This is a genomic window from Pseudomonas palleroniana (assembly GCF_003031675.1).
Classification (GTDB): Bacteria; Pseudomonadota; Gammaproteobacteria; order Pseudomonadales; family Pseudomonadaceae; genus Aquipseudomonas; species Aquipseudomonas palleroniana.
The window spans coordinates 1-21,910 of sequence record NZ_PYWX01000001.1; the positions used below are offsets into that span (position 1 = coordinate 1).

The window sequence follows — 21,910 nt, forward strand, 5'->3', positions numbered from 1 at the left end:
GCAAGCCCGCTCCCACATTTGATCTCTATCGTTGATAAGACGGGCGCTTGCCGCAGGCGGCATAAGTCCGCCGTTTTTCCGACTATTCCCTGATCCTGAATTTTAAAGACACCCCCGAAAACCCCCGCCCCGCCTGGACTTCAGGTTCTTTTTAAAAGTTGGTTCGCAAATTGCTTAAGCCTCGTCAGTACAGCGGTGGGCGGCAAGCGTCCGTCAGAAAGAGGAAAGAGCGTGGACAAGTACCTTTATGTGGCAATGACCGGCGCCAGCCAGAATGCACTGGCGCAGAAGGCCCATGCCAACAACCTGGCGAACATTTCCACCAATGGTTTCCAACGTGACCTGGAGCAGGCGCGTTCGATGCCGGTGTTCGGTGACAGCTTTCCCGCACGGGCATTTGCGATGACCGAGCGGCCTGCCACCGACTTTTCCCCGGGCGCCATGATCGAAACCGGCCGCGACCTGGACGTGGCCGTCAGCGGCGACGGCTGGATGGCCGTGCAAACCCCGGATGGCGGCGAAGCCTACGTGCGCAGCGCCAGCATGAATGTGGATGCGCTGGGCGTGCTGCGGGCCGGCAACGGTATGCCGATCATGGGCAACGGTGGCCCGATTGCCGTGCCGCCCCAGCAGAAAATCGAAGTGGGCGCCGATGGCACCATCAGTATCCGCGCCATGGGTGAAGGCCCACGGGTGATGGCGGAAGTAGACCGTATCAAGATGGTTCAGCCCGACCTCAAGAACATGACCAAGGCCCTCGATGGCACCATCCACACCAAGGACGGCAAGCCGGCGCAGGCCGACGCGAACGTCAGGCTGACCTCGGGTTTCCTGCAGGCGAGCAACGTCAATGCGGTGGAAGAGATGACCTCGGTGCTGGCGCTTTCCAAACAATTCGAGCTGCACATCAAGATGATGAACAGCGCCAAGGAAGACGACCAGGCCATGACTCGCGTTCTATCGATGAGCTGAAGCCGGCGACGACTGACGACTAATTTTGCAACGCGGCGCCAACAAACAGGCGCACGAAGGAGAACAACATGCTTCCGGCTCTATGGGTTGCCAAAACAGGCCTGTCCGCCCAGGACACCAACCTGACCACCATTTCCAACAACCTGGCCAACGTGTCGACCACGGGTTTCAAGCGTGATCGCGCCGAGTTCCAGGACTTGCTCTACCAGATCAAGCGCCAGCCAGGTGCTCAATCGACCCAGGACAGCGAGCTGCCGTCGGGCCTGCAATTGGGTACCGGTGTGCAGATCGTCGGCACCCAGAAGAACTTCAATGCCGGTAACCTGCAACAAACCGGTCAGCCACTGGATATGGCCATCAATGGCCGTGGGTTCTTCCAGATCCTGCAGCCGGACGGCACTACGTCGTACACCCGTGATGGTACGTTCCACCTCGATTCCAACGGCCAGATCGTCACCGCCAACGGTTTCGCGCTGGAGCCGGCCGTGGTGGTTCCCGCCAACGCCAAGACCTTCACCGTGGGCAATGACGGCACCGTGTCCATCACCGTGGCCGGTAACCCGGCGTCGCAAGTGATCGGCAACCTGCAAACCGCGGACTTCATCAACCCCGCCGGCTTGCAAGCCATGGGTAACAACCTGTTCCTGGAAACCGCTTCCAGCGGCGCGCCGCAAATCGGTACCCCGGGCCTGAACGGTTTCGGTACCACCCTGCAAAGCACTCTGGAAACCTCCAACGTCAGCACGGTTGAGGAGATGGTCAACATGATCACCACCCAGCGCGCCTACGAGATGAACTCCAAAGTGATTTCCACTGCCGACCAGATGCTCTCGTTCGTCACGCAGAATCTGTAATCAAGTCTATGGGGCGCTCTTGAAGGCGCCTGCAACACCGTGAGGTAAGGGTCATGAATCGCTATGTTTCTGTTCTGGCATTGAGTGGGATCGCCGTGCTCGCGGGCTGTGTCGCCCCGACGCCGAAACCCAATGACCCGTACTACGCGCCGGTGTTGCCTCGTACACCGTTGCCGGCGGCGGCCAACAATGGCTCGATCTACCAGGCCGGTTTTGAACAGAACCTGTACAGCGACCGCAAGGCATTCCGGGTGGGGGACATCATCACCATCACCCTGAACGAGAAGACCCAGGCCAGCAAGAACGCCAACTCGCAGGTCGGCAAGACCAGCAAGACCAGCATCGGCCTGACCTCGTTGTTCGGGGGTGTGCCCAATACCAACAACCCACTGGGCAGCGGTGACCTGAGCCTGAACGCCGGTTATTCCGGTGACCGCGCCACCAACGGCAAGAGTGCGGCGGGGCAGGGCAACAGCTTGACCGGTTCGATCACTGTGACCGTGGCCGACGTATTGCCCAACGGCATCATCGCCATACGCGGCGAGAAATGGATGACCCTCAACACCGGTGACGAGCTGGTGCGTATTGCGGGCATGGTGCGGGCCGATGATATTTCCACCGACAACACCGTGTCGTCGACGCGGATTGCCGATGCGCGCATTACCTACTCGGGCACGGGTTCGTTTGCCGATGCGAGTCAGCCGGGCTGGTTCGACCGTTTCTTCCTTAGCCCGCTGTTCCCTTTCTAGGTGGTCATTGTGAAACTCAAACAGCTGATGGCGGCAGCACTGTTGCTGTCCCTGAGCGCAGTCGCCCAGGCCGAGCGCCTGAAAGACATCGCCAGTATCTCCGGCGTGCGCTCCAACCAGTTGATCGGTTACGGCCTGGTGGTCGGGCTTAATGGCACGGGTGACCAGACCACCCAGACGCCGTTCACCCTGCAGACCTTCAACAACATGCTCTCGCAGTTCGGCATCAAGGTGCCGCCGGGCTCGGGCAACGTGCAATTGAAGAACGTGGCGGCGGTGTCCATCAGTGCCGACCTGCCGGCGTTTTCCAAGCCGGGGCAGGTGGTCGACATTACCGTATCGTCCATCGGTAACTCGAAAAGCCTGCGCGGCGGCACTTTGCTGATGACGCCGCTCAAGGGTATCGATGGCAACGTCTACGCCATCGCCCAGGGCAACCTGGTGGTGGGCGGCTTTGACGCCGAGGGCCGCGACGGCTCCAAGATCACCGTCAACGTGCCGTCGGCCGGGCGCATCCCTGGCGGCGCCACGGTGGAACGTACCGTGCCGAGCGGCTTCAACCAGGGCAACAGCCTGACCCTGAACCTCAACCGCTCCGACTTCACCACGGCCAAGCGCGTGGTCGACAAGATCAACGACATGCTCGGCCCTGGCGTGGCCCAGGCCATCGACGGTGGTTCGATCCGTGTGACCGCGCCGCTGGACCCGAGCCAGCGCGTGGATTACCTGTCGATCCTGGAAAACCTGGAAGTCGACCCGGGCCAGGCGGTGGCCAAAGTCATCATCAACTCGCGTACCGGCACCATCGTGATCGGTCAGAACGTCAAGGTGTCGCCGGCGGCGGTGACCCATGGCAGCCTGACCGTGACCATCACCGAAGACCCGATCGTCAGCCAGCCTGGGGCGCTGTCCAATGGCCAGACGGCGGTGGTGCCCCGTTCTCGGGTCAATGCCCAGCAAGAAGCCAAGCCGATGTTCAAATTCGGCCCCGGCACCACCCTGGACGAGATTGTCCGTGCGGTGAACCAGGTGGGCGCAGCGCCCGGCGACTTGATGGCAATCCTTGAAGCTCTGAAACAGGCCGGCGCCTTGCAAGCCGACCTGATCGTGATCTGAGGCCATGGCCATGGATATGCGCAAGAGTGGGATCAGCAGCACGGCGGATTCGGGGGCTTACTCCGACCTGAACCGGCTTAACCAGCTCAAGGTGGGTGATAAGAACAGCGACGGCAACATGCGCAAAGTCGCGCAGGAGTTCGAGTCGCTGTTCTTGAACGAGATGCTCAAGTCCATGCGCTCGGCCACCGACGCCCTGGGCAAGGACAACCCGATGAACACCCCGGCCGCCAAGCAGTATCAGGAAATGTACGACCAGCAACTGGCGGTCTCGCTGTCGCGCGAGGGGGGCGGTATCGGCCTGGCCGACGTGCTCATGCGCCAGATGCAGAAGAACAAACCGGTGGACGCCCAGGCGGCCACCTTGCAAGGCCCGGCAGCGGATGCGCCGGTCAAGAAAGTCGATGTGCCGACTGAAATTGCCGCAGGCACGCAAGCCGAAGGCCCATTGGGGCGTTCCAATGGCCAGCGTCCTTTGTGGGCTTACCGTGTGGCGGTGCCGGAAGGCAGCAATGCCCACGCCAATGATATGGAGCTGATGAACCAGCGCCGTATTGCCTTGCCGAGCAAGCTGACCGATCGCTTGCTGGCGGGCATCGTGCCGAGTACGGAGGTCGCCGCCGTCGCCAAGACTGCGCCGCTGCGCAACAGCGCTGCCGATGACAACGTGGTCAACAGTGCCGCCCGCAGCTTCGCCGTACCGAGCGGGCGCATGCAGGTGTATGGCCGTGCCATCGCCCAGCCGCCACTGGCGCCGGCGAAGAAAGCCTTCAGTTCGCAGGATGAGTTCGTCGCCACCATGTTGCCGATGGCCAAGGCGGCGGCGGCGCGTATCGGTATCGATCCGAAGTACCTGGTGGCGCAGGCCGCCTTGGAAACCGGTTGGGGTAAGTCGGTGATGCGCGCCGAAGACGGCAGCAGCAGCCATAACCTGTTCGGTATCAAGGCCGGCCAGAGTTGGCAGGGTGGCCAGGCACGCGCGATCACCAGCGAGTTTCGCAATGGCGCGATGGTCAAGGAAACGGCGCAATTCCGTTCCTATAACTCCTACCAGGACAGCTTCCATGACCTCGTGACATTGCTGCAAAGCAATGATCGCTATAAAGAAGTTGTGAAATCAGCCGACAACCCGGAGCGGTTTGTACGCGAGTTGCAAAAAGCCGGATATGCAACCGACCCGGACTACGCCAGCAAGATTTCGCAGATCGCTAAAACGATGAACAGTTACCAGAATTACGCTGCCGCGGGCGCGACCACACATTTATAAGGTCTGAATCATGAGTTTGCTCAGTATCGGGATGTCAGGGCTTAACGCCTCTCAAGGATCGTTGTCGGTCCTGAGTAACAACATTGCCAACGTCAATACTCCGGGATACTCGCGCCAGCAGACCACCCAGAACGCCAGCGCCAACAACCAGTACGGTGGGGTGTTCATCGGCAGCGGTACGACCTTGGCGGATGTGCGCCGCATTTATAACGATTTTCTGGGAGCCGCCTACCAGAGCAGTACCGCGCTCAACAGCGATGCCACCGCATACGCGGGCCAGGCCGCGGCGATCGACAAAACCCTGTCGGACAAATCCACGGGTATGTCCGCCGCGCTCAGCGCATTCTTTTCATCCCTGCAAACCGCCGCCGCCACGCCGAGCGATGTTTCCGCGCGGCAACTGCTGGTGACCAGCGCGCAGACCTTGAGCAACCGCTTCAACTCGATTTCCACACAGTTGACCCAGCAGAAAGAAGGCATCAACAGCCAACTGGGTACGCTGAGTGATCAGGTCAACAAGCTGACGTCGTCGATCGCCTCGCTCAACAACCAGATCACAACCGCCCAGGGATCATCGACCAGCGCGCCGGCCAACCTGCTGGATGCGCGTAACGAGGCGGTGCGTTCGCTCAATGAGCTGATTGGCGTCACTGCTACCGAGAAGAACGGCCAGTTCAGTATCACCACTGGCACCGGGCAGTCGCTGGTGGAGGGCAATATTGCCAATACCATTTCAGCGGTACCGAGCAAGACCGATAACAGCCAGTACACCATCCAGCTCAACATGGGCGATACGAAGATGGACATCGGCTCGGTGATTTCCGGCGGCAGTATCGGCGGCCTGTTGCGCTATCGCAGTGATGTGCTGATGCCGGCCATCAACGATTTGGGGCGCATCGCCATTGCTACCGCCGACAGCGTCAACACCCAGTTGGGGCAGGGCCTGGACCTGAACAGTGATTTCGGCTCCTCGCTGTTCAGTGATATCAACACTGCGGCCACCATTGCCCAGCGCAGCCAGGCGGCTGCGGGTAACAGTGCAGGCTCCGGCAATCTGAATGTGACGATTACCGACACCAGCAAGCTGTCGACCTTCGACTACAAGGTCACCTTCACCAGCGGCAACCTGTACAACGTGGTGCGTTCGGACGGCAAGGCGATGGGCTCGTTCGATACCACGACCACGCCGCCGCCGGTGATTGATGGTTTTACCCTGGCGTTGAACGGCGCCGGTCCCGTAGCGGCCGGTGACAGTTTCAAAGTCAGCCCGACGGCCACGGGGGCCAGTAATATCGGCGTCCAACTCAAGGATCCGAACAAGCTCGCATTTGCGGCACCCTTGGCTGGTAATGCCAGCAAGACCAACACTGGCGCCGGCACGTTCACACCGCCTACCTTGACCGTGCCCATTGATATCAACGGTGGTGCCGCGACCGCGCAATTGCGCACCGGGATCGAAAACTCGATGCCGGTGAAGATGGTCTTCGGCAAGCCGGCGGCGGACGGTACCCAGCCATATACCGTCAGCGATGCACAAGGCAACCCGATCGGTACCGGCAGCATCATCCCGGGCCAGGGCAACAAGATCAGCATCAATGTGCCCATGCGCGATGCCACCGGGGCGCTGATTCCGGGCAAGAGCTTTAACTTCGATACCACGGTGGCCGGCACGCCGGCCAATGGCGACAGCACGACCTTTTCTTTCAACAGCGGCGCCACCTCCGATGGTCGCAACGCCCAGCAGTTGTTGGGTTTGCAGACCAAGGCGACGGTGGGTGCGGTGGATGGCAACGCGGGCGTGAGCCTGGTCAGCGCCAATAGCCGGCTGGTGTCCCAGGTGGGCTCCAAGGCCGCCCAGGCCAACACCGACACCACCGCCACCGGCGCCTTGCTGGCGGCGAACAAGGCGGCCAGCAACTCGGTGTCCCAGGTCAACCTGGACGAGGAGGCGGGCGACATGATCAAGTTCCAGCAGTACTACACCGCGTCGTCGCAGATCATCAAGGCCGCGCAAGAAACCTTCAGCACGCTGATCAACGCCCTTTAAAGGAGTCTGGAACGATGCGTATCTCTACACAGCAGTATTTCGACACCAGCTCCAGCAAGTACCAGGATAACTATTCGGGCGTGGTGAAGGCTCAGGACCAGGCCAGTTCCGGTATTCGCGTGCAAACTGCCTCGGATGATCCGGTGGCGGCCGCCCAATTGCTGATGTTGCAGCAGCAAAAGGACATGCTGGGCCAGTTCAACGGCAACATCACCACCTTGCAGAACTCGCTCGGTAACGAAGAAACGGTACTGCAGAGCATCAACCTTGCGTTGCAGTCGGCCAGTGAGCTGGCGTTGCAGGCCGGTAACCAGCGCCTCAGCGATGACGACCGCAAGGCGCTGGCCAGCAAGGTCGGCGCGCTTGAAGACCATGTGCTGGGCCTGCTCAACAGCAAGGACTCCAGTGGCAACTACATGTTCTCCGGGTCCAAGACCGATACGCCGCCCTATATACGCAACAACGACGGCACCTACACCTATCAGGGTGATGAGACGCCGCTGAGCCTGCAGGTATCGAGCAACCTGTCGATCGCCATGGGCGATACCGGCAAGGCCCTGCTCGAAAGTTCGTCCAACACCGGTCGTACTCAGACCACGTTGTTGCCGCCGGCGGTCAATGACGGCAAGGTGGCGATTTCGGCAGGCCTGGTCACCTCCAGCACCAATTACATCAAGAACTTTGCCGACGGCCAGCCGTATAAGCTGACCTTCGCCAGCAGCACTCAATACAGCGTGACCGACAAGGACGGTAACGACGTGACGTCCGAGATCCCCGGTAACGGCACGTTTGACGCGACCAAGGAGGGCGCTTCCAGCGTCAACCTGCGTGGGGTCAAGTTCGACATCTCGCTGAACCTGGGGGCGAGTGTCGCGCCCGGTGCCGCTTCGGATGCGCTGGTAGCGGGCAAGGTGTTCACCCTGGAAAGCAAGCCGGATACGTTCAGTGTCTCGCGCACGGCCAGCAACCCGTCCACGGCGCAGTTGACCGGCGGCAGTGTGACGGACCAGGCGGCGTATGCCAGCACCTTTCCCAACTCGGGTGCGGTGATCAAGTTCACCAGTGGTACCGATTACCAGGTGTTCGCCCAGCCTTACAGCACTGACAGCAAGGCGATTGCCAGTGGCACCATCGCCGCCGGTGCCACTTCGGTCACCACGGCCGGGGTGACCTTCGGCATCAGTGGCACGCCGGGTGCCGGCGACCAGTTTTCGGTCGGCGCTACCAGTAACAAGAACATGAATGCCTTGGATACCCTGGGCCAGTTACGCAAGGCCCTGGAAACGCCGTCGGATGGCAGCCAGGTGGCGATGAATCAGCTCAAGGACGTGGTCAATACCAGCATCGCCAACCTGGCGAATGCGACCGCGCAGATCGACCAGGTCCGTGGCTCCATCGGTGCGCGTAACAATGCCCTGGATATCCAGAGCCAGGAAAACACTAGCCTGGGCCTGGCCAACACCACCACCATGTCGTCGCTGGCGAACGTGGACATGGGGCAGGCGGCCATTGACCTGACCTTGCAGCAGACCATGTTGCAAGCCTCGCAGCTGGCCTTCGTGAAAATCTCCCAGTTGAGCCTGTTCAGCCGCATGTAATCGGCGTCCAGACCAACGGCCCACCCTGGCAACAGGGTGGGCCGTTGTCGTTTCGGGTGTCAGGAACGTTGCGCGGTTTTGCACAAAGCGAACAAAATTGAGTGACCTGTGAGTCATTAAGCGCATCTTCACTGTATCGTGTGAAAAGGATAAGTCGTCACAGGGTCCTTGCGGGGCGGCTTTCAGCGAGTTTTTTACGGGGTTTTCCCCTTTATTGTCAGCACTCCGGGCGCAGTCCCTGGGGTGTTCTCCAGCTATTTAGTATTGGGAAGCCACAATGATTGGCATAAAAAGCATCGCCAGTTACGTGCCGGCAGACGGGGTGGATAACTACGCCCAGGGCGCCAAATTCGCCAAGGATGAAGATTTCATCATTGGCAAGATCGGTTCGGCGTTCCTGCCACGCAAGGATGCTGCGCAGGAAACCTCCGACCTGTGCGTCGAGGCGGTCAACGCTCTGTTTGCCAACAACCCGCAGTTGAAGCGCGAATCCATCGACGCGCTGATCGTCGTGACCCAGAACGGCGACGAGGAAGGCTTGCCGCACACGGCTGCCATCGTCCAGGACAAATTGGGCCTGCCGACCCATGTGGCCGCGTTCGATATCTCCCTGGGCTGCTCCGGCTACGTCTACGGCATCTATGCGATGAAGGGCTTCATGGAAGCCACTGGCCTGAAAAACGGCCTGCTGATCACCGCCGACCCGTATTCGAAGATCGTCGACCCGGAAGACCGCAACACCACCATGCTCTTTGGCGATGCTGCCACCGCCACCTGGATGGGCGAGGACGCACCGTGGTTACTGGGCAAGTCGAAGTTCGGCACCGATGGCTCCGGTGCGCCACATCTGAAGGTCAGCGACGGCGTGTTCTTCATGAATGGTCGCCAGGTGTTCAACTTCGCCTTGCTCAAAGTGCCGGCGCATTTGCACGAGTTGCTCGACGAGTCGAACCTTGCGCCTGACCAGATCGATGCCTTCTGCATTCACCAGGGCAGTGCGGCGATTGTCGACGCGGTGGCCCGGCGTTTCGAAGATGCACCGGTTGAGAAGTTCATCAAGGACATGGTCGAGACCGGTAACACCGTGTCGTCGAGTATTCCGCTGTTGCTGGAAAAGCACATGCTGGACGGTAGCTGGAAACGTGTGGCCATCAGCGGCTTTGGAGTGGGGTTGTCGTGGGGTTCGGCGATTCTCTATCGTTCGTGATGCCCTGATAGCACCGCACACAAAAACGCCCAGGCTTGAAAAAAGCCTGGGCGTTTTTTATTTGACGTCAGAAAACCTGGCAATTACGGGCGATTGGGCTAGCGTAAATGCTTGAATTACAAGGGGTGGCATCGTGCTAGTAAAAAAAATCAAAAAAGTCCTCAAGCAACCTGACTTCACGACGATAACTATTACGAAGGTTCTCTAGGCACACCCGGCGGTTGCCAGGGCCGGAAGCCGCAGTACACCACCCACGAGGATTTCGTCATGGCATTAACAGTAAACACCAACCTTGCGTCGCTGACTGTTCAGAAGAACCTGAACAACGCCTCCAATTCTCTGCAAACCTCCATGCAGCGCCTGTCCTCCGGCCTGCGTATCAACAGCGCCAAAGACGATGCGGCCGGCCTGCAGATCTCCAACCGTCTGACCAGCCAGATCAACGGCCTGGGCGTTGCGATCAAGAACGCCAACGATGGTAGCTCGATTGCCCAGACCGCTGAAGGCGCGATGCAGCAGTCCACCAACATCCTGCAAAGCATGCGTACCCTGGCTCTGCAATCCGCCAACGGCTCGCCAAGCGCTGAAGACCGTAAGTCGAACCAGGCTCAATACGCGGCTCTGACTGCTGAATTGACCCGTATTGCAACCACCACCACCTTCGGTGGCAAGAACCTGCTGGACGGTTCTTTCGGTACCACTTCGTTCCAGGTCGGCGCCAACGCCAACCAGACCATCGACATGACCATCGGTAACGTAGCGGCCAACAACATCGGTTCGCAACAGCTGAAAACCCAGGCCCTGACGCCATCCGCAACCGGCGTCGCTGGTGGTGCTATCACCGTTACCGGTGGTGGCCAGACTGCTAACGTGACCATCGCTGCCGGTGCTTCCGCCAAGCAGATCGCTGCTCAAATGAACGGCGCTGTCGGCGGCCTGAGCGCTACCGCCAGCACTGAAGCCCAGTTCACTGTGAACGCGGCTACCATTGCTGCTGCTACTCCTCCGAACGCCAACTTCACTCTGCAAGTGGGCAGCGGTACCGCAGTTCAGTTCACTGGCGTGACCAGCACTTCCGACCTGGCTGACCAACTGAAGTCCAACGCTGCCAAGCTGGGCATCAGCGTTAACTACGATTCGTCGACCAACGCTCTGTCGGTCAAGTCCGACACCGGTGAGAACCTGACCTTCAACGCTGGTGACGCCGGTGCTGCTGGTATCTCGGTCGCTACCAAAGGTGGTAACGGCACATTCGGTACTGCTACTGCCTTGGCCGCTACCGCGATCATCGCAACTGGCCAGGTTTCGCTGAACTCCTCCAACAGCTACGCCCTGAACGGCGCTGGTGTAACGGGCGTGTTCGCCGCAGCCGGTACTGCTGCCAACTCCGCGAAAACCACCGTCAACAACACTGACGTAACCACCTCTACCAACGCGCAAAACGCGATTGACGTGATCACCCAGGCGATCTCCGACATCGACTCCCAGCGTGCAGGTCTCGGTGCTGTACAAAACCGTTTCGACAACACCGTGGCCAACCTGACCAGCATCGCCGACAACTCCACCGCCGCTCGCGGTCAGATCCAGGACGTTGACTACGCTGCTGAAACCGCTCAGCTGACCAAGCAACAAACCCTGCAACAGGCTTCCACTGCGATCCTGTCCCAGGCCAACCAACTGCCTTCCGCTGTACTGAAGCTGCTTCAGTAATAGCCATGGGTAGATGACTGACGGAAGGGCGCGTTTACGTGCCCTTTTGTCTTTTGCGTGATGAGGTGACTGGACATGGACATGAGCGTCAAGTTGAACCTGTCTTATCCTGCGGCGCCGCCGCAGAGCGCGCCTGCCCCTGTGAGCAACGACTCGCAGACAACCAAGGTCAAGCCTGCGGTTGCCGCGGTCGAAACCCAGCAGGACTCGAAACCGTCCGACCTTAAACAGGCGGTGGCGGATATTCGCAAATTTGTTCAGGATGCCCAGCGCAACCTGGAATTTTCAATCGACGACTCTACCCATCAAGTGGTGGTCAAAGTCATTGCGACCGACAGCGGTGAAGTGATCCGACAGATCCCTTCGGAAGCCGCATTGAAGCTCGCGCAAAGCCTTCACGACGCCAGTAGCGTGCTGTTTGACGCGAAAGTCTGAACTGGCATGAATTTTGTTGCTGTCGTTGCTTGAGGCGTCGTCCGTCAAGAAAGCGCCAGCCCCCGGATCAGGAGAACAGTCATGGGTGATATATCGGTTAGCGGCCCAGTTACGAACATCGATACCCAAGCTATCGTGACGGCATTGGTGAACGCGGAACAGGCACCCAAGCAGTCGCAGATCAATAAGCAGACGCAGACGTCGACTGCCCAGTTGTCCTCGATCGGCAAAATTCAAGCGGCGCTCGACGCTTTTCGTGGTGCCATGGACAACATGGCCAAGGACGCCAGTATTGGCGGCCTGACGGCAACCACATCGGATGCCACTGTTTCCAGCGTTACCTTGGGTGCGGGGGCCTCTGCGGGTAGCTATCAGTTGGTGGTCAACCAATTGGCGACGGCCTCGAAGATTGCGACCCAGACTTACGCTGGCGGTGCGAAGACGGTCGTCAATAAAGGCACCACAGCCACGTCGCTGACGATTTCGCAGTCGGGCCAGAACTACGCTGTCAGCGTGCCACCGGGCGCTACATTGCAGCAGGTGCGGGACTCGATCAACGCACAACTGAGCAGTTCGGGCTTGAGTGCCAACATCCTGACTGACTCCACCGGCTCTCGTATGGTGTTGACGTCGACCAATACTGGCGTCGGTACTGACATTACAGTGGGGGGCAACTCTGGCCTGGAAGCCGGTACGTCTGTCGTCGGTAGCGCTCCACAGAACGCGAAGTACACCATTGACGGTACGGCTCAGGAGTCAAAGAGTAATACTCTGACCGATGCGATCAGTGGTGTGAGCATCAAGTTGACGGCAGTGTCGCCGTTGCCGACCGGGGTTACCGATCCAACGGCTCAACGCGTCGCTTCGACCATCACAGTGGCAAGAAGCAACGATACCCTCAAGAGTTCGGTCAAGGGCTTTGTCGACACCTACAACGCGTTGATGACGGCAATCAACACTGAAACCGCCGTGACCACCAACGCCGACGGATCCACAACGTCTTCTGCGTTGACGGGCGATGCCACCATGCGCACTTTGCAGTCGGCCATCCGTACTGAGCTGAACGCAATGGGCGGGACAGGGGCGTTGAAATCCCTGGCCCAGTTCGGTGTGAACACGGATCAGAAAACTGGCAAGCTGAGTATTGATGACAAGATCTTCAACGCGGCAGTGCTGACCAACCCTACCGACATCGGCGGTATCTTCAACGGTGACAAGGGTTTGCTTGCGCGCATGAAGACCGCAACCGACAGCTATGCGCTGAGTGGTACCGGGATTCTGGCTACGCGTTCGACGACGTTGTCGAGCAACATCAAGGATCTGCAGACCCAGCAGGATACTTTGACCGCGCGTATGGCTGCCCTGAAAAAGACGCTGACCGACAAATACACCACCATGAACAACCTGGTGGCTCAGCTTACCAGTCAGCGCTCCAGTGTCATGACCACACTTAACGCACTGAATAATCCGAAGACCAGTTGATCCTCACTGAGGTCGCCCGGCAAGGTGATCACCTTGTTCGGGCGTGCCCTTCGCCAGACCGTCGGCTTAAAGTTTTTTGCAACGCCGTCGACATAATAATCAGAGCCCATTCTTTTTAGCTGTTGCCTGTCACGAGGTAGAAACATGAATCCCATGAGAGCCCTTCGCCAATACCAGAAGGTCAATTCCCATGCCCAAATCTCCGAAGCCAGCCCGCATCGCTTGGTGCAGATGCTGATGGAAGGCGCGTTGGATCGCATGGCTCAGGCCAAAGGCGCCATGGCTCGTGGTGATATCGCGCAAAAAGGCCTGCTGTTGGGCAAGGCGATCGACATTCTGATCGGTTTGCGTGACGGCCTGAACCCGGAGAAAACCGACGATCCGGCCGCGTTGCAGCAACTTGATAATCTGTACGCCTATATGACTACGCGCCTGCTGGAAGCCAACAGCAAGAACGATGTCACCATGATCGACGAAGTAGCCGGCCTGATGATTACGCTCAAGGAAGGCTGGGACGGTATTGCAACACTGTAGGCCCTTGGGCCTGAGGATGATTTCATGAGCCACGCCCTGCAACGGATTGACGAGACCCGCGACGCTTTGGTCGATGCCCTGGCCGAGCGCAACTGGGACGCCATTGGTGAGCTGGATCTGGGTTGCCGTGCGGTGATCGATGAGGCGCTCAATAATGCGCCGGTTGACGAGGACGCCTTGCGGGAAAAACTGGAAAGCCTGCTGGCGGTTTATCAGCAGTTGCTTGAGGTGACGACTGGCGAACGCCAGGCGATTTTCGAAGAGATGTCGCAGATCAATCGAGCGGAAAGTGCGTCGAAGGTTTACCATCTGTTCGGCTGAACGGGCTCGGTTGGTCCGAACGGTGCGTCATATATTTGACTGTGCCAGCATTTTTGACTTAACTAGTGCTGTTTTCAGATTTCAGACGTCTATAAGGTAAGAAGTCTTACAGCCGTCTAGATTGCCCTGACTTTGGGGCAGGAAGTTTTACTAGGGAAGTTGCTATTGCATGTGGCGTGAAACCAAAATTCTGCTGATTGATGACGATAGCGTCCGTCGCCGCGATTTAGCGGTGATTTTAAATTTTCTTGGTGAAGAAAATTTACCCTGCGGCAGCCATGATTGGCAGCAGGTGGTCAGCTCGCTGTCGTCGAGCCGTGAAGTCATTTGTGTGCTGATCGGGACGGTAAACGCTCCTGGCGCTGTTTTGGGCTTGTTAAAGACACTGTCAACCTGGGATGAGTTCCTTCCCGTGTTGCTGATGGGCGATATTTCTTCCGTGGACCTGCCGGAAGACCAGCGCCGTCGTGTGCTTTCCAACCTGGAAATGCCGCCCAGCTACAGCAAATTGCTCGATTCCCTGCACCGCGCCCAGGTCTATCGCGAGATGTACGACCAGGCCCGTGAGCGTGGCCGTCACCGCGAACCCAACCTGTTCCGCAGCCTGGTGGGCACCAGCCGTGCGATCCAGCACGTACGCCAGATGATGCAGCAAGTGGCTGACACCGACGCCAGCGTGCTGATCCTCGGTGAGTCCGGCACCGGCAAGGAAGTGGTCGCACGCAACCTGCACTACCATTCCAAGCGCCGCGACGGGCCCTTCGTGCCGGTCAACTGCGGGGCGATCCCGGCGGAGCTGCTTGAAAGCGAATTGTTCGGCCACGAGAAGGGCGCTTTCACCGGCGCAATCACCAGCCGTGCCGGGCGTTTCGAACTGGCCAATGGCGGCACTCTGTTCCTCGACGAAATCGGCGATATGCCGCTGCCGATGCAGGTCAAATTGCTGCGCGTATTGCAGGAGCGCACCTTCGAGCGCGTGGGCAGCAACAAGACCCAGAGCGTCGATGTACGCATCATCGCGGCCACCCACAAGAACCTCGAAAGCATGATCGAGGTGGGCAGCTTCCGCGAAGACCTGTACTACCGCCTCAATGTTTTCCCGATCGAGATGGCCCCGCTGCGTGAGCGCGTCGAGGACATCCCGTTGCTGATGAACGAGCTCATCTCGCGCATGGAGCACGAAAAGCGCGGTTCGATTCGCTTCAACTCTGCTGCGATCATGTCCCTGTGCCGCCACGGCTGGCCGGGCAACGTGCGTGAACTGGCCAACCTGGTCGAGCGCATGGCGATCATGCACCCCTACGGTGTGATCGGCGTGGTCGAGTTGCCGAAAAAATTCCGCTACGTCGACGACGAAGACGAGCAGTTGGTGGACAGCCTGCGCAGCGACATGGAAGAGCGCGTGGCCATCAATGGCCATACCCCGGACTTCGGCGCCACAGCCATGCTGCCGCCGGAAGGTCTGGACCTGAAGGATTACCTCGGCAACCTCGAGCAAGGCTTGATCCAGCAAGCCCTGGACGACGCCAACGGCATCGTCGCGCGGGCCGCCGAGCGCCTGCGCATTCGTCGTACCACCCTGGTAGAGAAGATGCGCAAGTACGGTATGAGTCGCAAAGAAGGTGACGAACAGGCGGATGATTGACGCCTGTTTTTTAAACTACTGAAATTCCAGTAGTTTTTTTTCGGCACGGGTATTGCTACAGCCCTCGCAACGTTCCGTTTAACTGACGGTCAGCCAGCGAGAGAGCATGATGCCCCACGCCGCCCAACTATCTTCGTCCCCCGATCTTGCGGGGGGCGCCCCATCTGTAGAGCAGCAGAGCCGGCAGGGCCTGGAGCAGGCGTTTTCGCTGTTCAGCCAGATGTCCAGCCAACTGACCGACTCCTACAGCCTGCTGGAAGCCCGGGTTTCCGAGCTTAAGGGCGAGCTGGCGGTGGTCAGCGCGCAACGCATGGAAGAGCTGGCGGAAAAAGAGCGCCTGGCCAACCGTCTGCAAAACCTCCTCGACCTGTTGCCTGGTGGCGTGATCGTCATCGACGACCAAGGGCGTGTGCGCGAAGCCAACCCGGCCGCCTGCGACATGCTCGGCCTGCCGCTGGAAGGCGAGTTGTGGCGAGAAGTCATCACCCGCTGCTTTGCCCCGCGTGAAGATGACGGCCACGAAATTTCCCTGAAGGACGGGCGCCGCCTGTCCATTGCCACCCGCTCCCTGGACGCCGAGCCCGGACAGTTGGTGCTGCTCAACGACCTGACGGAAACCCGTCACCTGCAAGACCAGCTGGCCCGTCATGAACGCTTGTCGTCACTGGGCAGGATGGTCGCTTCTTTGGCGCATCAGATCCGCACGCCCTTGTCGGCGGCGCTGATCTACGCCAGTCATTTGACTGATGAGCAGTTGCCGGCTGCCACCCACCAGCGATTTGCCGGGCGGCTCAAGGAGCGCCTGCACGAGTTGGAGCATCAAGTGCGCGACATGCTGGTGTTTGCCCGTGGCGAATTGCCGCTGACCGACCGCGTCACGCCGGCAGAGCTGATGCAATCGCTGCAATCGGCGGCCGCCACCCATATCCAGGACGTCAATGTGCGCTGGCAGTGCGATAGCCATTTCGGCGAATTGCTGTGCAATCGCGACACCTTGGTGGGTGCCTTGCTCAACCTGATTGAAAACGCCATCCAGGCCAGCGGCGCGGATGCGCGGCTCAAGGTGCATCTCTACCCGCGCGGGCAAAACCTGCGGCTGTGCATCAGCGACAGCGGCAGCGGCATCGACCCTGTGGTGCTGCAACGGATGGGCGAGCCCTTTTTTACCACCAAGACCAACGGTACCGGCCTCGGCCTGACCGTAGTCAAGGCGGTGGCACGTGCCCATCAGGGAGAATTGCAGCTGCACTCCCGATTGGGGCGTGGCACCTGTGCATTGATGACCTTGCCGCTGTTTACCAGCCCGGCAAGCGCGGAGTAACCAAGCTATGGCTATCAAGGTTTTATTGGTGGAAGACGATCGCGCCCTGCGTGAAGCATTGGCTGACACGCTGCTGTTGGCGGGCCATGACTACCGGGCGGTCGGTTCTGCCGAGGAAGCCTTGGAGGCGGTCGAGCAAGAGGCTTTCAGCCTGGTGGTCAGCGACGTCAACATGCCGGGCATGGACGGTCATCAGTTGCTCGGCCTGCTGCGCGCGCGTCAGCCGCAGTTGCCGGTATTGCTGATGACCGCTCATGGCGCGGTGGAGCGCGCGGTGGACGCCATGCGTCAGGGCGCGGCTGATTACCTGGTCAAGCCCTTCGAGCCCAAAGCCTTGATGGAGCTGGTTGCCCGGCATGCCCTGGGGGTGATGCCTGCCGTCGAAAGCGAAGGCCCGATTGCCTTTGAACCGGCCAGTGCTCAATTGCTGGAGCTGGCCGCACGGGTGGCGCGCAGCGACTCCACCGTGTTGATTTCCGGCGAGTCCGGCACCGGCAAGGAGGTGTTGGCGCGTTATATCCACCAGCAGTCCAGTCGTGCCAAGCAACCCTTTATTGCGATCAACTGCGCGGCAATCCCCGACAACATGCTCGAAGCCACCCTGTTCGGTCATGAAAAGGGCTCGTTCACCGGCGCCATCGCGGCCCAGGCCGGCAAGTTCGAACAGGCCGATGGCGGCACTATTTTGCTCGACGAGATTTCCGAAATGCCTCTGGGCCTGCAAGCCAAACTGCTGCGGGTGTTGCAGGAGCGTGAGGTGGAGCGGGTCGGTGCGCGCAAGCCGATCCAGCTGGATATCCGCGTGGTGGCCACGACCAACCGCGACCTGGCGGGCGAAGTGGCGGCGGGGCGGTTCCGGGAAGACTTGTTCTATCGGCTCTCGGTCTTTCCGCTGGCCTGGCGCCCGTTGCGTGAGCGTCCGGCCGATATCATCCCGCTGGCCGAGCGCCTGCTGACCAACCACGTCAAAAAAATGAAGCATGCCCAGGCGCGGCTGTCGGCTGAAGCCCAGGCTTGCCTGATCGGCTATCCATGGCCCGGTAATGTGCGGGAGTTGGACAACGCGATCCAGCGTGCGTTGATTCTGCAGCAGGGCGGGCTGATCCAGCCGCAAGACTTCTGCCTGGCCATGGGCAGCGCGGCGGCACCGTTGCCCACCCTGGCGCCCGCGCCGGTAGTCGCCGAAGCCGAAACCGGCGGTGCCCTGGGGGATGATCTGCGGCGCCGCGAATTCCAGATGATCATCGACACCTTGCGTACCGAGCGTGGCCGTCGCAAAGAGGCCGCCGAGCGCTTGGGCATCAGCCCGCGCACCTTGCGCTACAAGCTGGCGCAGATGCGTGACGCCGGCATGGATGTGGAAGCGTATCTTTTCGCTACCTGACAAATACTTGGGCTGACATGGCTTGTCGCCTTTTCTTACGAGTCGCCACGGATCTGGCACCCTTGTTGCTACCACCTGTAGTAACCGCTGCGTAGTGTCAAAAAATTGCGGGTCGTCAGAGAGAGAAGGTCATGAGCCAGGGTATTGAGTTCAATCGGTTGATGTTGGATATGCGCTCCATGCAAATGGATGCCATGGCTCAACCGAAATCCGTCGCGCCCGCGCCGGAATTGGGCCAAAGCAGTTTTGCCGACATGCTCGGTCAGGCAATCAACAAAGTCAGTGATACCCAGCAAGCGTCGAACCAGTTGGCCACCGCCTTTGAAATCGGTAAAAGCGGCGTGGACCTCACCGATGTGATGGTCGCCTCGCAAAAGGCCAGTGTTTCCTTCCAGGCCTTGACCCAAGTGCGTAACAAGCTGGTTCAAGCTTATCAAGACATCATGCAGATGCCGGTTTAAGGACGAGATTTAAGTCATGGCAGAAGCAGTCGTGGACAACGCACCCGCCAAGGCAGACGGCAAGCCGCCGCTGTTTGGCCTGTCGTTCCTGGAAAACCTTTCCGAAATGACCATGTTGCGTCAGGTGGGCCTGTTGGTCGGCCTGGCAGCCAGCGTGGCGATTGGTTTTGCCGTGGTGTTGTGGTCGCAGCAACCCGATTACCGGCCGCTGTACGGCAGTCTGGCGGGCATGGATTCCAAGCAGATCATGGAAACCCTCGCCGCCGCCGACATCGCCTACACCGTGGAACCCAACTCCGGCGCCTTGCTGGTCAAGGCCGACGACGTCGCCCGCGCGCGCATGAAGCTGGCTGCCGCCGGCGTGACGCCGTCCGACGCCAACATCGGTTTTGAGATCCTCGACAAGGACCAGGGCCTGGGCACCAGCCAGTTCATGGAAGCCACTCGCTACCGTCGCGGCCTGGAAGGCGAGCTGGCGCGTACCATCTCGAGCCTGAACAACGTCAAGGGTGCCCGCGTGCACCTGGCGATCCCAAAAAGCTCGGTGTTCGTGCGTGACGAACGCAAGCCAAGCGCCTCGGTACTGGTCGAACTGTTTGCCGGTCGCTCCCTGGAGCCGGGTCAGGTCCTGGCGATCATCAATCTGGTGGCCACCAGCGTTCCAGAATTGAGCAAGTCGCAAATTACCGTGGTGGACCAGAAGGGCAACCTGCTGTCCGACCAGGCCGAGAACTCGGCGTTGACCCAGGCCGGCAAGCAGTTCGACTACAGCCGCCGCATGGAAAGCATGCTCACCCAGCGTGTGCACAATATCCTGCAACCGGTGCTGGGCAATGACCGCTACAAGGCTGAAGTATCCGCCGATGTGGACTTCAGTGCCGTCGAGTCGACCTCCGAACAGTTCAACCCCGACCAGCCCGCCCTGCGTAGCGAGCAGTCCACCAGCGAACAACGCACCGCCAGCAATGGCCCGCAAGGGGTACCGGGCGCCTTGAGCAACCAGCCTCCGGCCCCGGCGTCGGCACCGCAAACCACCGGTGGCGCTGCCGCGACTGCCGGCGCGATTCAGCCTGGCCAGCCGCTGCTGGACGCCAATGGTCAGCAGATCATGGACCCGGCTACCGGCCAGCCGATGCTCGCCCCGTACCCGGCGGACAAGCGTAACCAGTCCACCAAGAACTTCGAGCTCGACCGTTCCATCAGCCACACCAAGCAGCAACAGGGCAAAATCAACCGCCTGTCGGTGTCGGTGGTGGTCGATGATCAGGTCAAGGTCAACCCGGCAGACGGCGCGGTGACCCGTGCGCCTTGGAGCGCCGACGAATTGGCGCGTTTTACCCGCCTGGTGCAGGACGCTGTCGGTTTCGACGCCAGCCGCGGTGACAGCGTCAGCGTGATCAATATGCCGTTCTCCGCCGAACGGGGAGAGGTGATCGCCGATCCTGCGTTCTATACTCAGCCGTGGTTCTGGGACATCGTCAAGCAAGTGCTGGGCGTGTTGTTCATCCTGGTGCTGGTGTTTGGCGTGCTGCGTCCGGTGCTCAACAACATTACCGGCAATGGCAAGAAACAACTGGCCCTCGGTGGCAGCGACGTCGAGTTGGGTGGCATGGGCGGCCTGGATGGCGAACTGGCCAACGACCGCGTCAGCCTGGGCGGCCCGCAAAGCATCCTGTTGCCAAGCCCGAGCGAAGGCTATGACGCTCAGTTGAACGCAATCAAAAGTCTGGTGGCAGAAGATCCGGGTCGTGTGGCCCAGGTCGTGAAAGAGTGGATCAACGCAGATGAGTGATAATCGAGCCGCTGTTGCCAAGCTCACCCGGGTCGACAAGGCGGCGGTATTGCTGCTGTCCCTGGGTGAAACCGACGCCGCCCAAGTGCTGCGCCACATGGGCCCCAAAGAGGTTCAGCGCGTCGGCGTGGCCATGGCGCAGATGCGTAACGTGCACCGCGAGCAAGTCGAGCAGGTGATGAGCGAGTTCGTCGAGATCGTCGGCGACCAGACCAGCCTGGGCGTCGGCTCCGACAGCTACATCCGCAAGATGCTGACCTCGGCGCTGGGCGAAGACAAGGCCAACGGCCTGATCGACCGCATCCTGCTCGGCGGCAACACCAGCGGCCTCGACAGCCTGAAATGGATGGAGCCGCGTGCCGTTGCCGACGTGATCCGCTACGAACACCCGCAGATCCAGGCGATCGTCGTGGCTTACCTCGACCCGGACCAGGCTGGTGAAGTCCTCGGCCACTTCGACCATAAAGTGCGCCTGGACATCATCCTGCGCGTGTCGTCGCTGAACACCGTGCAGCCGGCGGCATTGAAAGAACTCAACACGATTCTGGAGAAGCAGTTCTCGGGCAACTCCAACGCCTCGCGCACCACCTTGGGCGGTATCAAGCGTGCGGCCGACATCATGAACTTCCTCGACAGCTCGATGGAAGGCCAGTTGATGGACTCGATCCGCGAGATCGACGACACCCTGTCCGGCCAGATCGAAGACCTCATGTTCGTGTTCAACAACCTCTCCGATGTCGACGACCGTGGCATCCAGGCGTTGCTGCGCGAAGTGTCCTCGGACGTTCTGGTGCTGGCGCTCAAGGGCTCCGACGACAACGTCAAAGAGAAGATCTTCAAGAACATGTCCAAGCGTGCGTCCGAACTGTTGCGCGACGACCTGGAAGCCAAAGGCCCGGTACGCGTCAGCGACGTGGAAACCGCGCAGAAGGAAGTCCTCACCATTGCCCGCCGTATGGCCGAAGCCGGAGAAATCGTTCTCGGCGGGAAGGGCGGCGAAGAAATGATCTAAGGC

The 21,910-nt window shown here is 60.0% G+C and carries 19 protein-coding genes; all 19 read left to right on the forward strand.

Going from position 1 to position 21,910, the window contains the following annotated elements; genetic code table 11:
- Window positions 1–231 precede the first annotated feature (231 nt).
- The 19 genes from C9383_RS00005 (at window position 232) to fliG (ending at window position 21,907) form a co-directional block, all read left to right on the forward strand.
- Window positions 232–972: a flagellar basal body rod protein FlgF gene (locus C9383_RS00005; protein ID WP_060756055.1), complete on the forward strand. Its 741-nt coding sequence runs from the start codon at window positions 232–234 to the stop codon at window positions 970–972.
- Window positions 973–1,040: 68 nt separating this feature from the next.
- Window positions 1,041–1,826 (forward strand): flagellar basal-body rod protein FlgG, encoded by a 786-nt coding sequence (gene flgG / locus C9383_RS00010; protein ID WP_060756054.1) that lies wholly within the window; start codon window positions 1,041–1,043, stop codon window positions 1,824–1,826.
- Window positions 1,827–1,879: 53 nt separating this feature from the next.
- The gene (gene flgH / locus C9383_RS00015; protein ID WP_060756053.1) at window positions 1,880–2,575 is read left to right on the forward strand and encodes a flagellar basal body L-ring protein FlgH; all 696 of its coding nucleotides are present in this window, start codon (window positions 1,880–1,882) and stop codon (window positions 2,573–2,575) included.
- Between the two features lie 6 nt (window positions 2,576–2,581).
- Window positions 2,582–3,691, forward strand: a complete 1,110-nt coding sequence (locus C9383_RS00020; RefSeq protein ID WP_162492708.1) for a flagellar basal body P-ring protein FlgI — start codon at window positions 2,582–2,584, stop codon at window positions 3,689–3,691.
- Between the two features lie 4 nt (window positions 3,692–3,695).
- Complete coding sequence (flgJ, locus tag C9383_RS00025) at window positions 3,696–4,958, forward strand: flagellar assembly peptidoglycan hydrolase FlgJ (protein WP_060756052.1); 1,263 nt, start codon at window positions 3,696–3,698, stop codon at window positions 4,956–4,958.
- Between the two features lie 10 nt (window positions 4,959–4,968).
- A complete protein-coding gene (gene flgK, locus C9383_RS00030; RefSeq protein WP_090369507.1) occupies window positions 4,969–7,005 on the forward strand; it encodes a flagellar hook-associated protein FlgK in 2,037 nt (678 codons plus the stop codon).
- A gap of 14 nt (window positions 7,006–7,019) precedes the next feature.
- Window positions 7,020–8,603 (forward strand): flagellar hook-associated protein 3, encoded by a 1,584-nt coding sequence (locus C9383_RS00035; protein WP_090369509.1) that lies wholly within the window; start codon window positions 7,020–7,022, stop codon window positions 8,601–8,603.
- A 277-nt stretch (window positions 8,604–8,880) separates the two neighbouring features.
- Entirely contained in the window at window positions 8,881–9,810 is a 930-nt protein-coding gene (locus C9383_RS00040) for a ketoacyl-ACP synthase III (RefSeq protein ID WP_090369511.1), read from the forward strand.
- 267 nt (window positions 9,811–10,077) lie between these two features.
- Window positions 10,078–11,520 carry a flagellin N-terminal helical domain-containing protein gene (locus C9383_RS00045; protein WP_090369512.1) on the forward strand — a complete coding sequence of 481 codons (1,443 nt, stop codon included), beginning with the start codon at window positions 10,078–10,080 and terminating at the stop codon, window positions 11,518–11,520.
- Between the two features lie 75 nt (window positions 11,521–11,595).
- Window positions 11,596–11,955, forward strand: a complete 360-nt coding sequence (locus tag C9383_RS00050; RefSeq protein WP_060756047.1) for a flagellar protein FlaG — start codon at window positions 11,596–11,598, stop codon at window positions 11,953–11,955.
- An 81-nt stretch (window positions 11,956–12,036) separates the two neighbouring features.
- A complete protein-coding gene (gene fliD, locus C9383_RS00055) occupies window positions 12,037–13,437 on the forward strand; it encodes a flagellar filament capping protein FliD (RefSeq protein WP_090369514.1) in 1,401 nt (466 codons plus the stop codon).
- A gap of 144 nt (window positions 13,438–13,581) precedes the next feature.
- Window positions 13,582–13,971: a flagellar export chaperone FliS gene (gene fliS / locus C9383_RS00060; protein ID WP_060756045.1), complete on the forward strand. Its 390-nt coding sequence runs from the start codon at window positions 13,582–13,584 to the stop codon at window positions 13,969–13,971.
- A 24-nt stretch (window positions 13,972–13,995) separates the two neighbouring features.
- Entirely contained in the window at window positions 13,996–14,292 is a 297-nt protein-coding gene (fliT, locus tag C9383_RS00065) for a flagellar protein FliT (RefSeq protein ID WP_090369516.1), read from the forward strand.
- A 169-nt stretch (window positions 14,293–14,461) separates the two neighbouring features.
- A complete protein-coding gene (locus tag C9383_RS00070) occupies window positions 14,462–15,937 on the forward strand; it encodes a sigma-54 dependent transcriptional regulator (protein ID WP_060756043.1) in 1,476 nt (491 codons plus the stop codon).
- A gap of 109 nt (window positions 15,938–16,046) precedes the next feature.
- On the forward strand, window positions 16,047–17,258 hold the full coding sequence (locus C9383_RS00075; protein ID WP_090369518.1) for a sensor histidine kinase: 1,212 nt from the start codon (window positions 16,047–16,049) through the stop codon (window positions 17,256–17,258).
- Between the two features lie 7 nt (window positions 17,259–17,265).
- Window positions 17,266–18,642, forward strand: a complete 1,377-nt coding sequence (locus tag C9383_RS00080; protein ID WP_090369520.1) for a sigma-54-dependent transcriptional regulator — start codon at window positions 17,266–17,268, stop codon at window positions 18,640–18,642.
- Between the two features lie 131 nt (window positions 18,643–18,773).
- Window positions 18,774–19,103 carry a flagellar hook-basal body complex protein FliE gene (gene fliE, locus C9383_RS00085; protein WP_016972029.1) on the forward strand — a complete coding sequence of 110 codons (330 nt, stop codon included), beginning with the start codon at window positions 18,774–18,776 and terminating at the stop codon, window positions 19,101–19,103.
- A 16-nt stretch (window positions 19,104–19,119) separates the two neighbouring features.
- On the forward strand, window positions 19,120–20,895 hold the full coding sequence (gene fliF, locus C9383_RS00090) for a flagellar basal-body MS-ring/collar protein FliF (protein WP_090369522.1): 1,776 nt from the start codon (window positions 19,120–19,122) through the stop codon (window positions 20,893–20,895).
- Window positions 20,888–21,907 carry a flagellar motor switch protein FliG gene (gene fliG / locus C9383_RS00095; protein ID WP_060756039.1) on the forward strand — a complete coding sequence of 340 codons (1,020 nt, stop codon included), beginning with the start codon at window positions 20,888–20,890 and terminating at the stop codon, window positions 21,905–21,907. The genes fliF and fliG overlap by 8 nt, the downstream gene beginning before the upstream one ends.
- Window positions 21,908–21,910 lie beyond the last annotated feature (3 nt).

What these genes read in the sequence shown, in the direction of transcription:
- flgG (WP_060756054.1), top strand. Translation starts at nt 1,041, where the DNA reads ATGCTTCCGGCTCTATGGGTTGCCAAAACAGGCCTGTCCGCCCAGGAC.
- flgH (WP_060756053.1), top strand. Translation starts at nt 1,880, where the DNA reads ATGAATCGCTATGTTTCTGTTCTGGCATTGAGTGGGATCGCCGTGCTC.
- flgJ (WP_060756052.1), top strand. Translation starts at nt 3,696, where the DNA reads ATGGCCATGGATATGCGCAAGAGTGGGATCAGCAGCACGGCGGATTCG.
- flgK (WP_090369507.1), top strand. Translation starts at nt 4,969, where the DNA reads ATGAGTTTGCTCAGTATCGGGATGTCAGGGCTTAACGCCTCTCAAGGA.
- C9383_RS00035 (WP_090369509.1), top strand. Translation starts at nt 7,020, where the DNA reads ATGCGTATCTCTACACAGCAGTATTTCGACACCAGCTCCAGCAAGTAC.
- C9383_RS00040 (WP_090369511.1), top strand. Translation starts at nt 8,881, where the DNA reads ATGATTGGCATAAAAAGCATCGCCAGTTACGTGCCGGCAGACGGGGTG.
- C9383_RS00045 (WP_090369512.1), top strand. Translation starts at nt 10,078, where the DNA reads ATGGCATTAACAGTAAACACCAACCTTGCGTCGCTGACTGTTCAGAAG.
- C9383_RS00050 (WP_060756047.1), top strand. Translation starts at nt 11,596, where the DNA reads ATGGACATGAGCGTCAAGTTGAACCTGTCTTATCCTGCGGCGCCGCCG.
- fliD (WP_090369514.1), top strand. Translation starts at nt 12,037, where the DNA reads ATGGGTGATATATCGGTTAGCGGCCCAGTTACGAACATCGATACCCAA.
- fliS (WP_060756045.1), top strand. Translation starts at nt 13,582, where the DNA reads ATGAATCCCATGAGAGCCCTTCGCCAATACCAGAAGGTCAATTCCCAT.
- fliT (WP_090369516.1), top strand. Translation starts at nt 13,996, where the DNA reads ATGAGCCACGCCCTGCAACGGATTGACGAGACCCGCGACGCTTTGGTC.
- C9383_RS00070 (WP_060756043.1), top strand. Translation starts at nt 14,462, where the DNA reads ATGTGGCGTGAAACCAAAATTCTGCTGATTGATGACGATAGCGTCCGT.
- C9383_RS00075 (WP_090369518.1), top strand. Translation starts at nt 16,047, where the DNA reads ATGCCCCACGCCGCCCAACTATCTTCGTCCCCCGATCTTGCGGGGGGC.
- C9383_RS00080 (WP_090369520.1), top strand. Translation starts at nt 17,266, where the DNA reads ATGGCTATCAAGGTTTTATTGGTGGAAGACGATCGCGCCCTGCGTGAA.
- fliE (WP_016972029.1), top strand. Translation starts at nt 18,774, where the DNA reads ATGAGCCAGGGTATTGAGTTCAATCGGTTGATGTTGGATATGCGCTCC.
- fliF (WP_090369522.1), top strand. Translation starts at nt 19,120, where the DNA reads ATGGCAGAAGCAGTCGTGGACAACGCACCCGCCAAGGCAGACGGCAAG.
- fliG (WP_060756039.1), top strand. Translation starts at nt 20,888, where the DNA reads ATGAGTGATAATCGAGCCGCTGTTGCCAAGCTCACCCGGGTCGACAAG.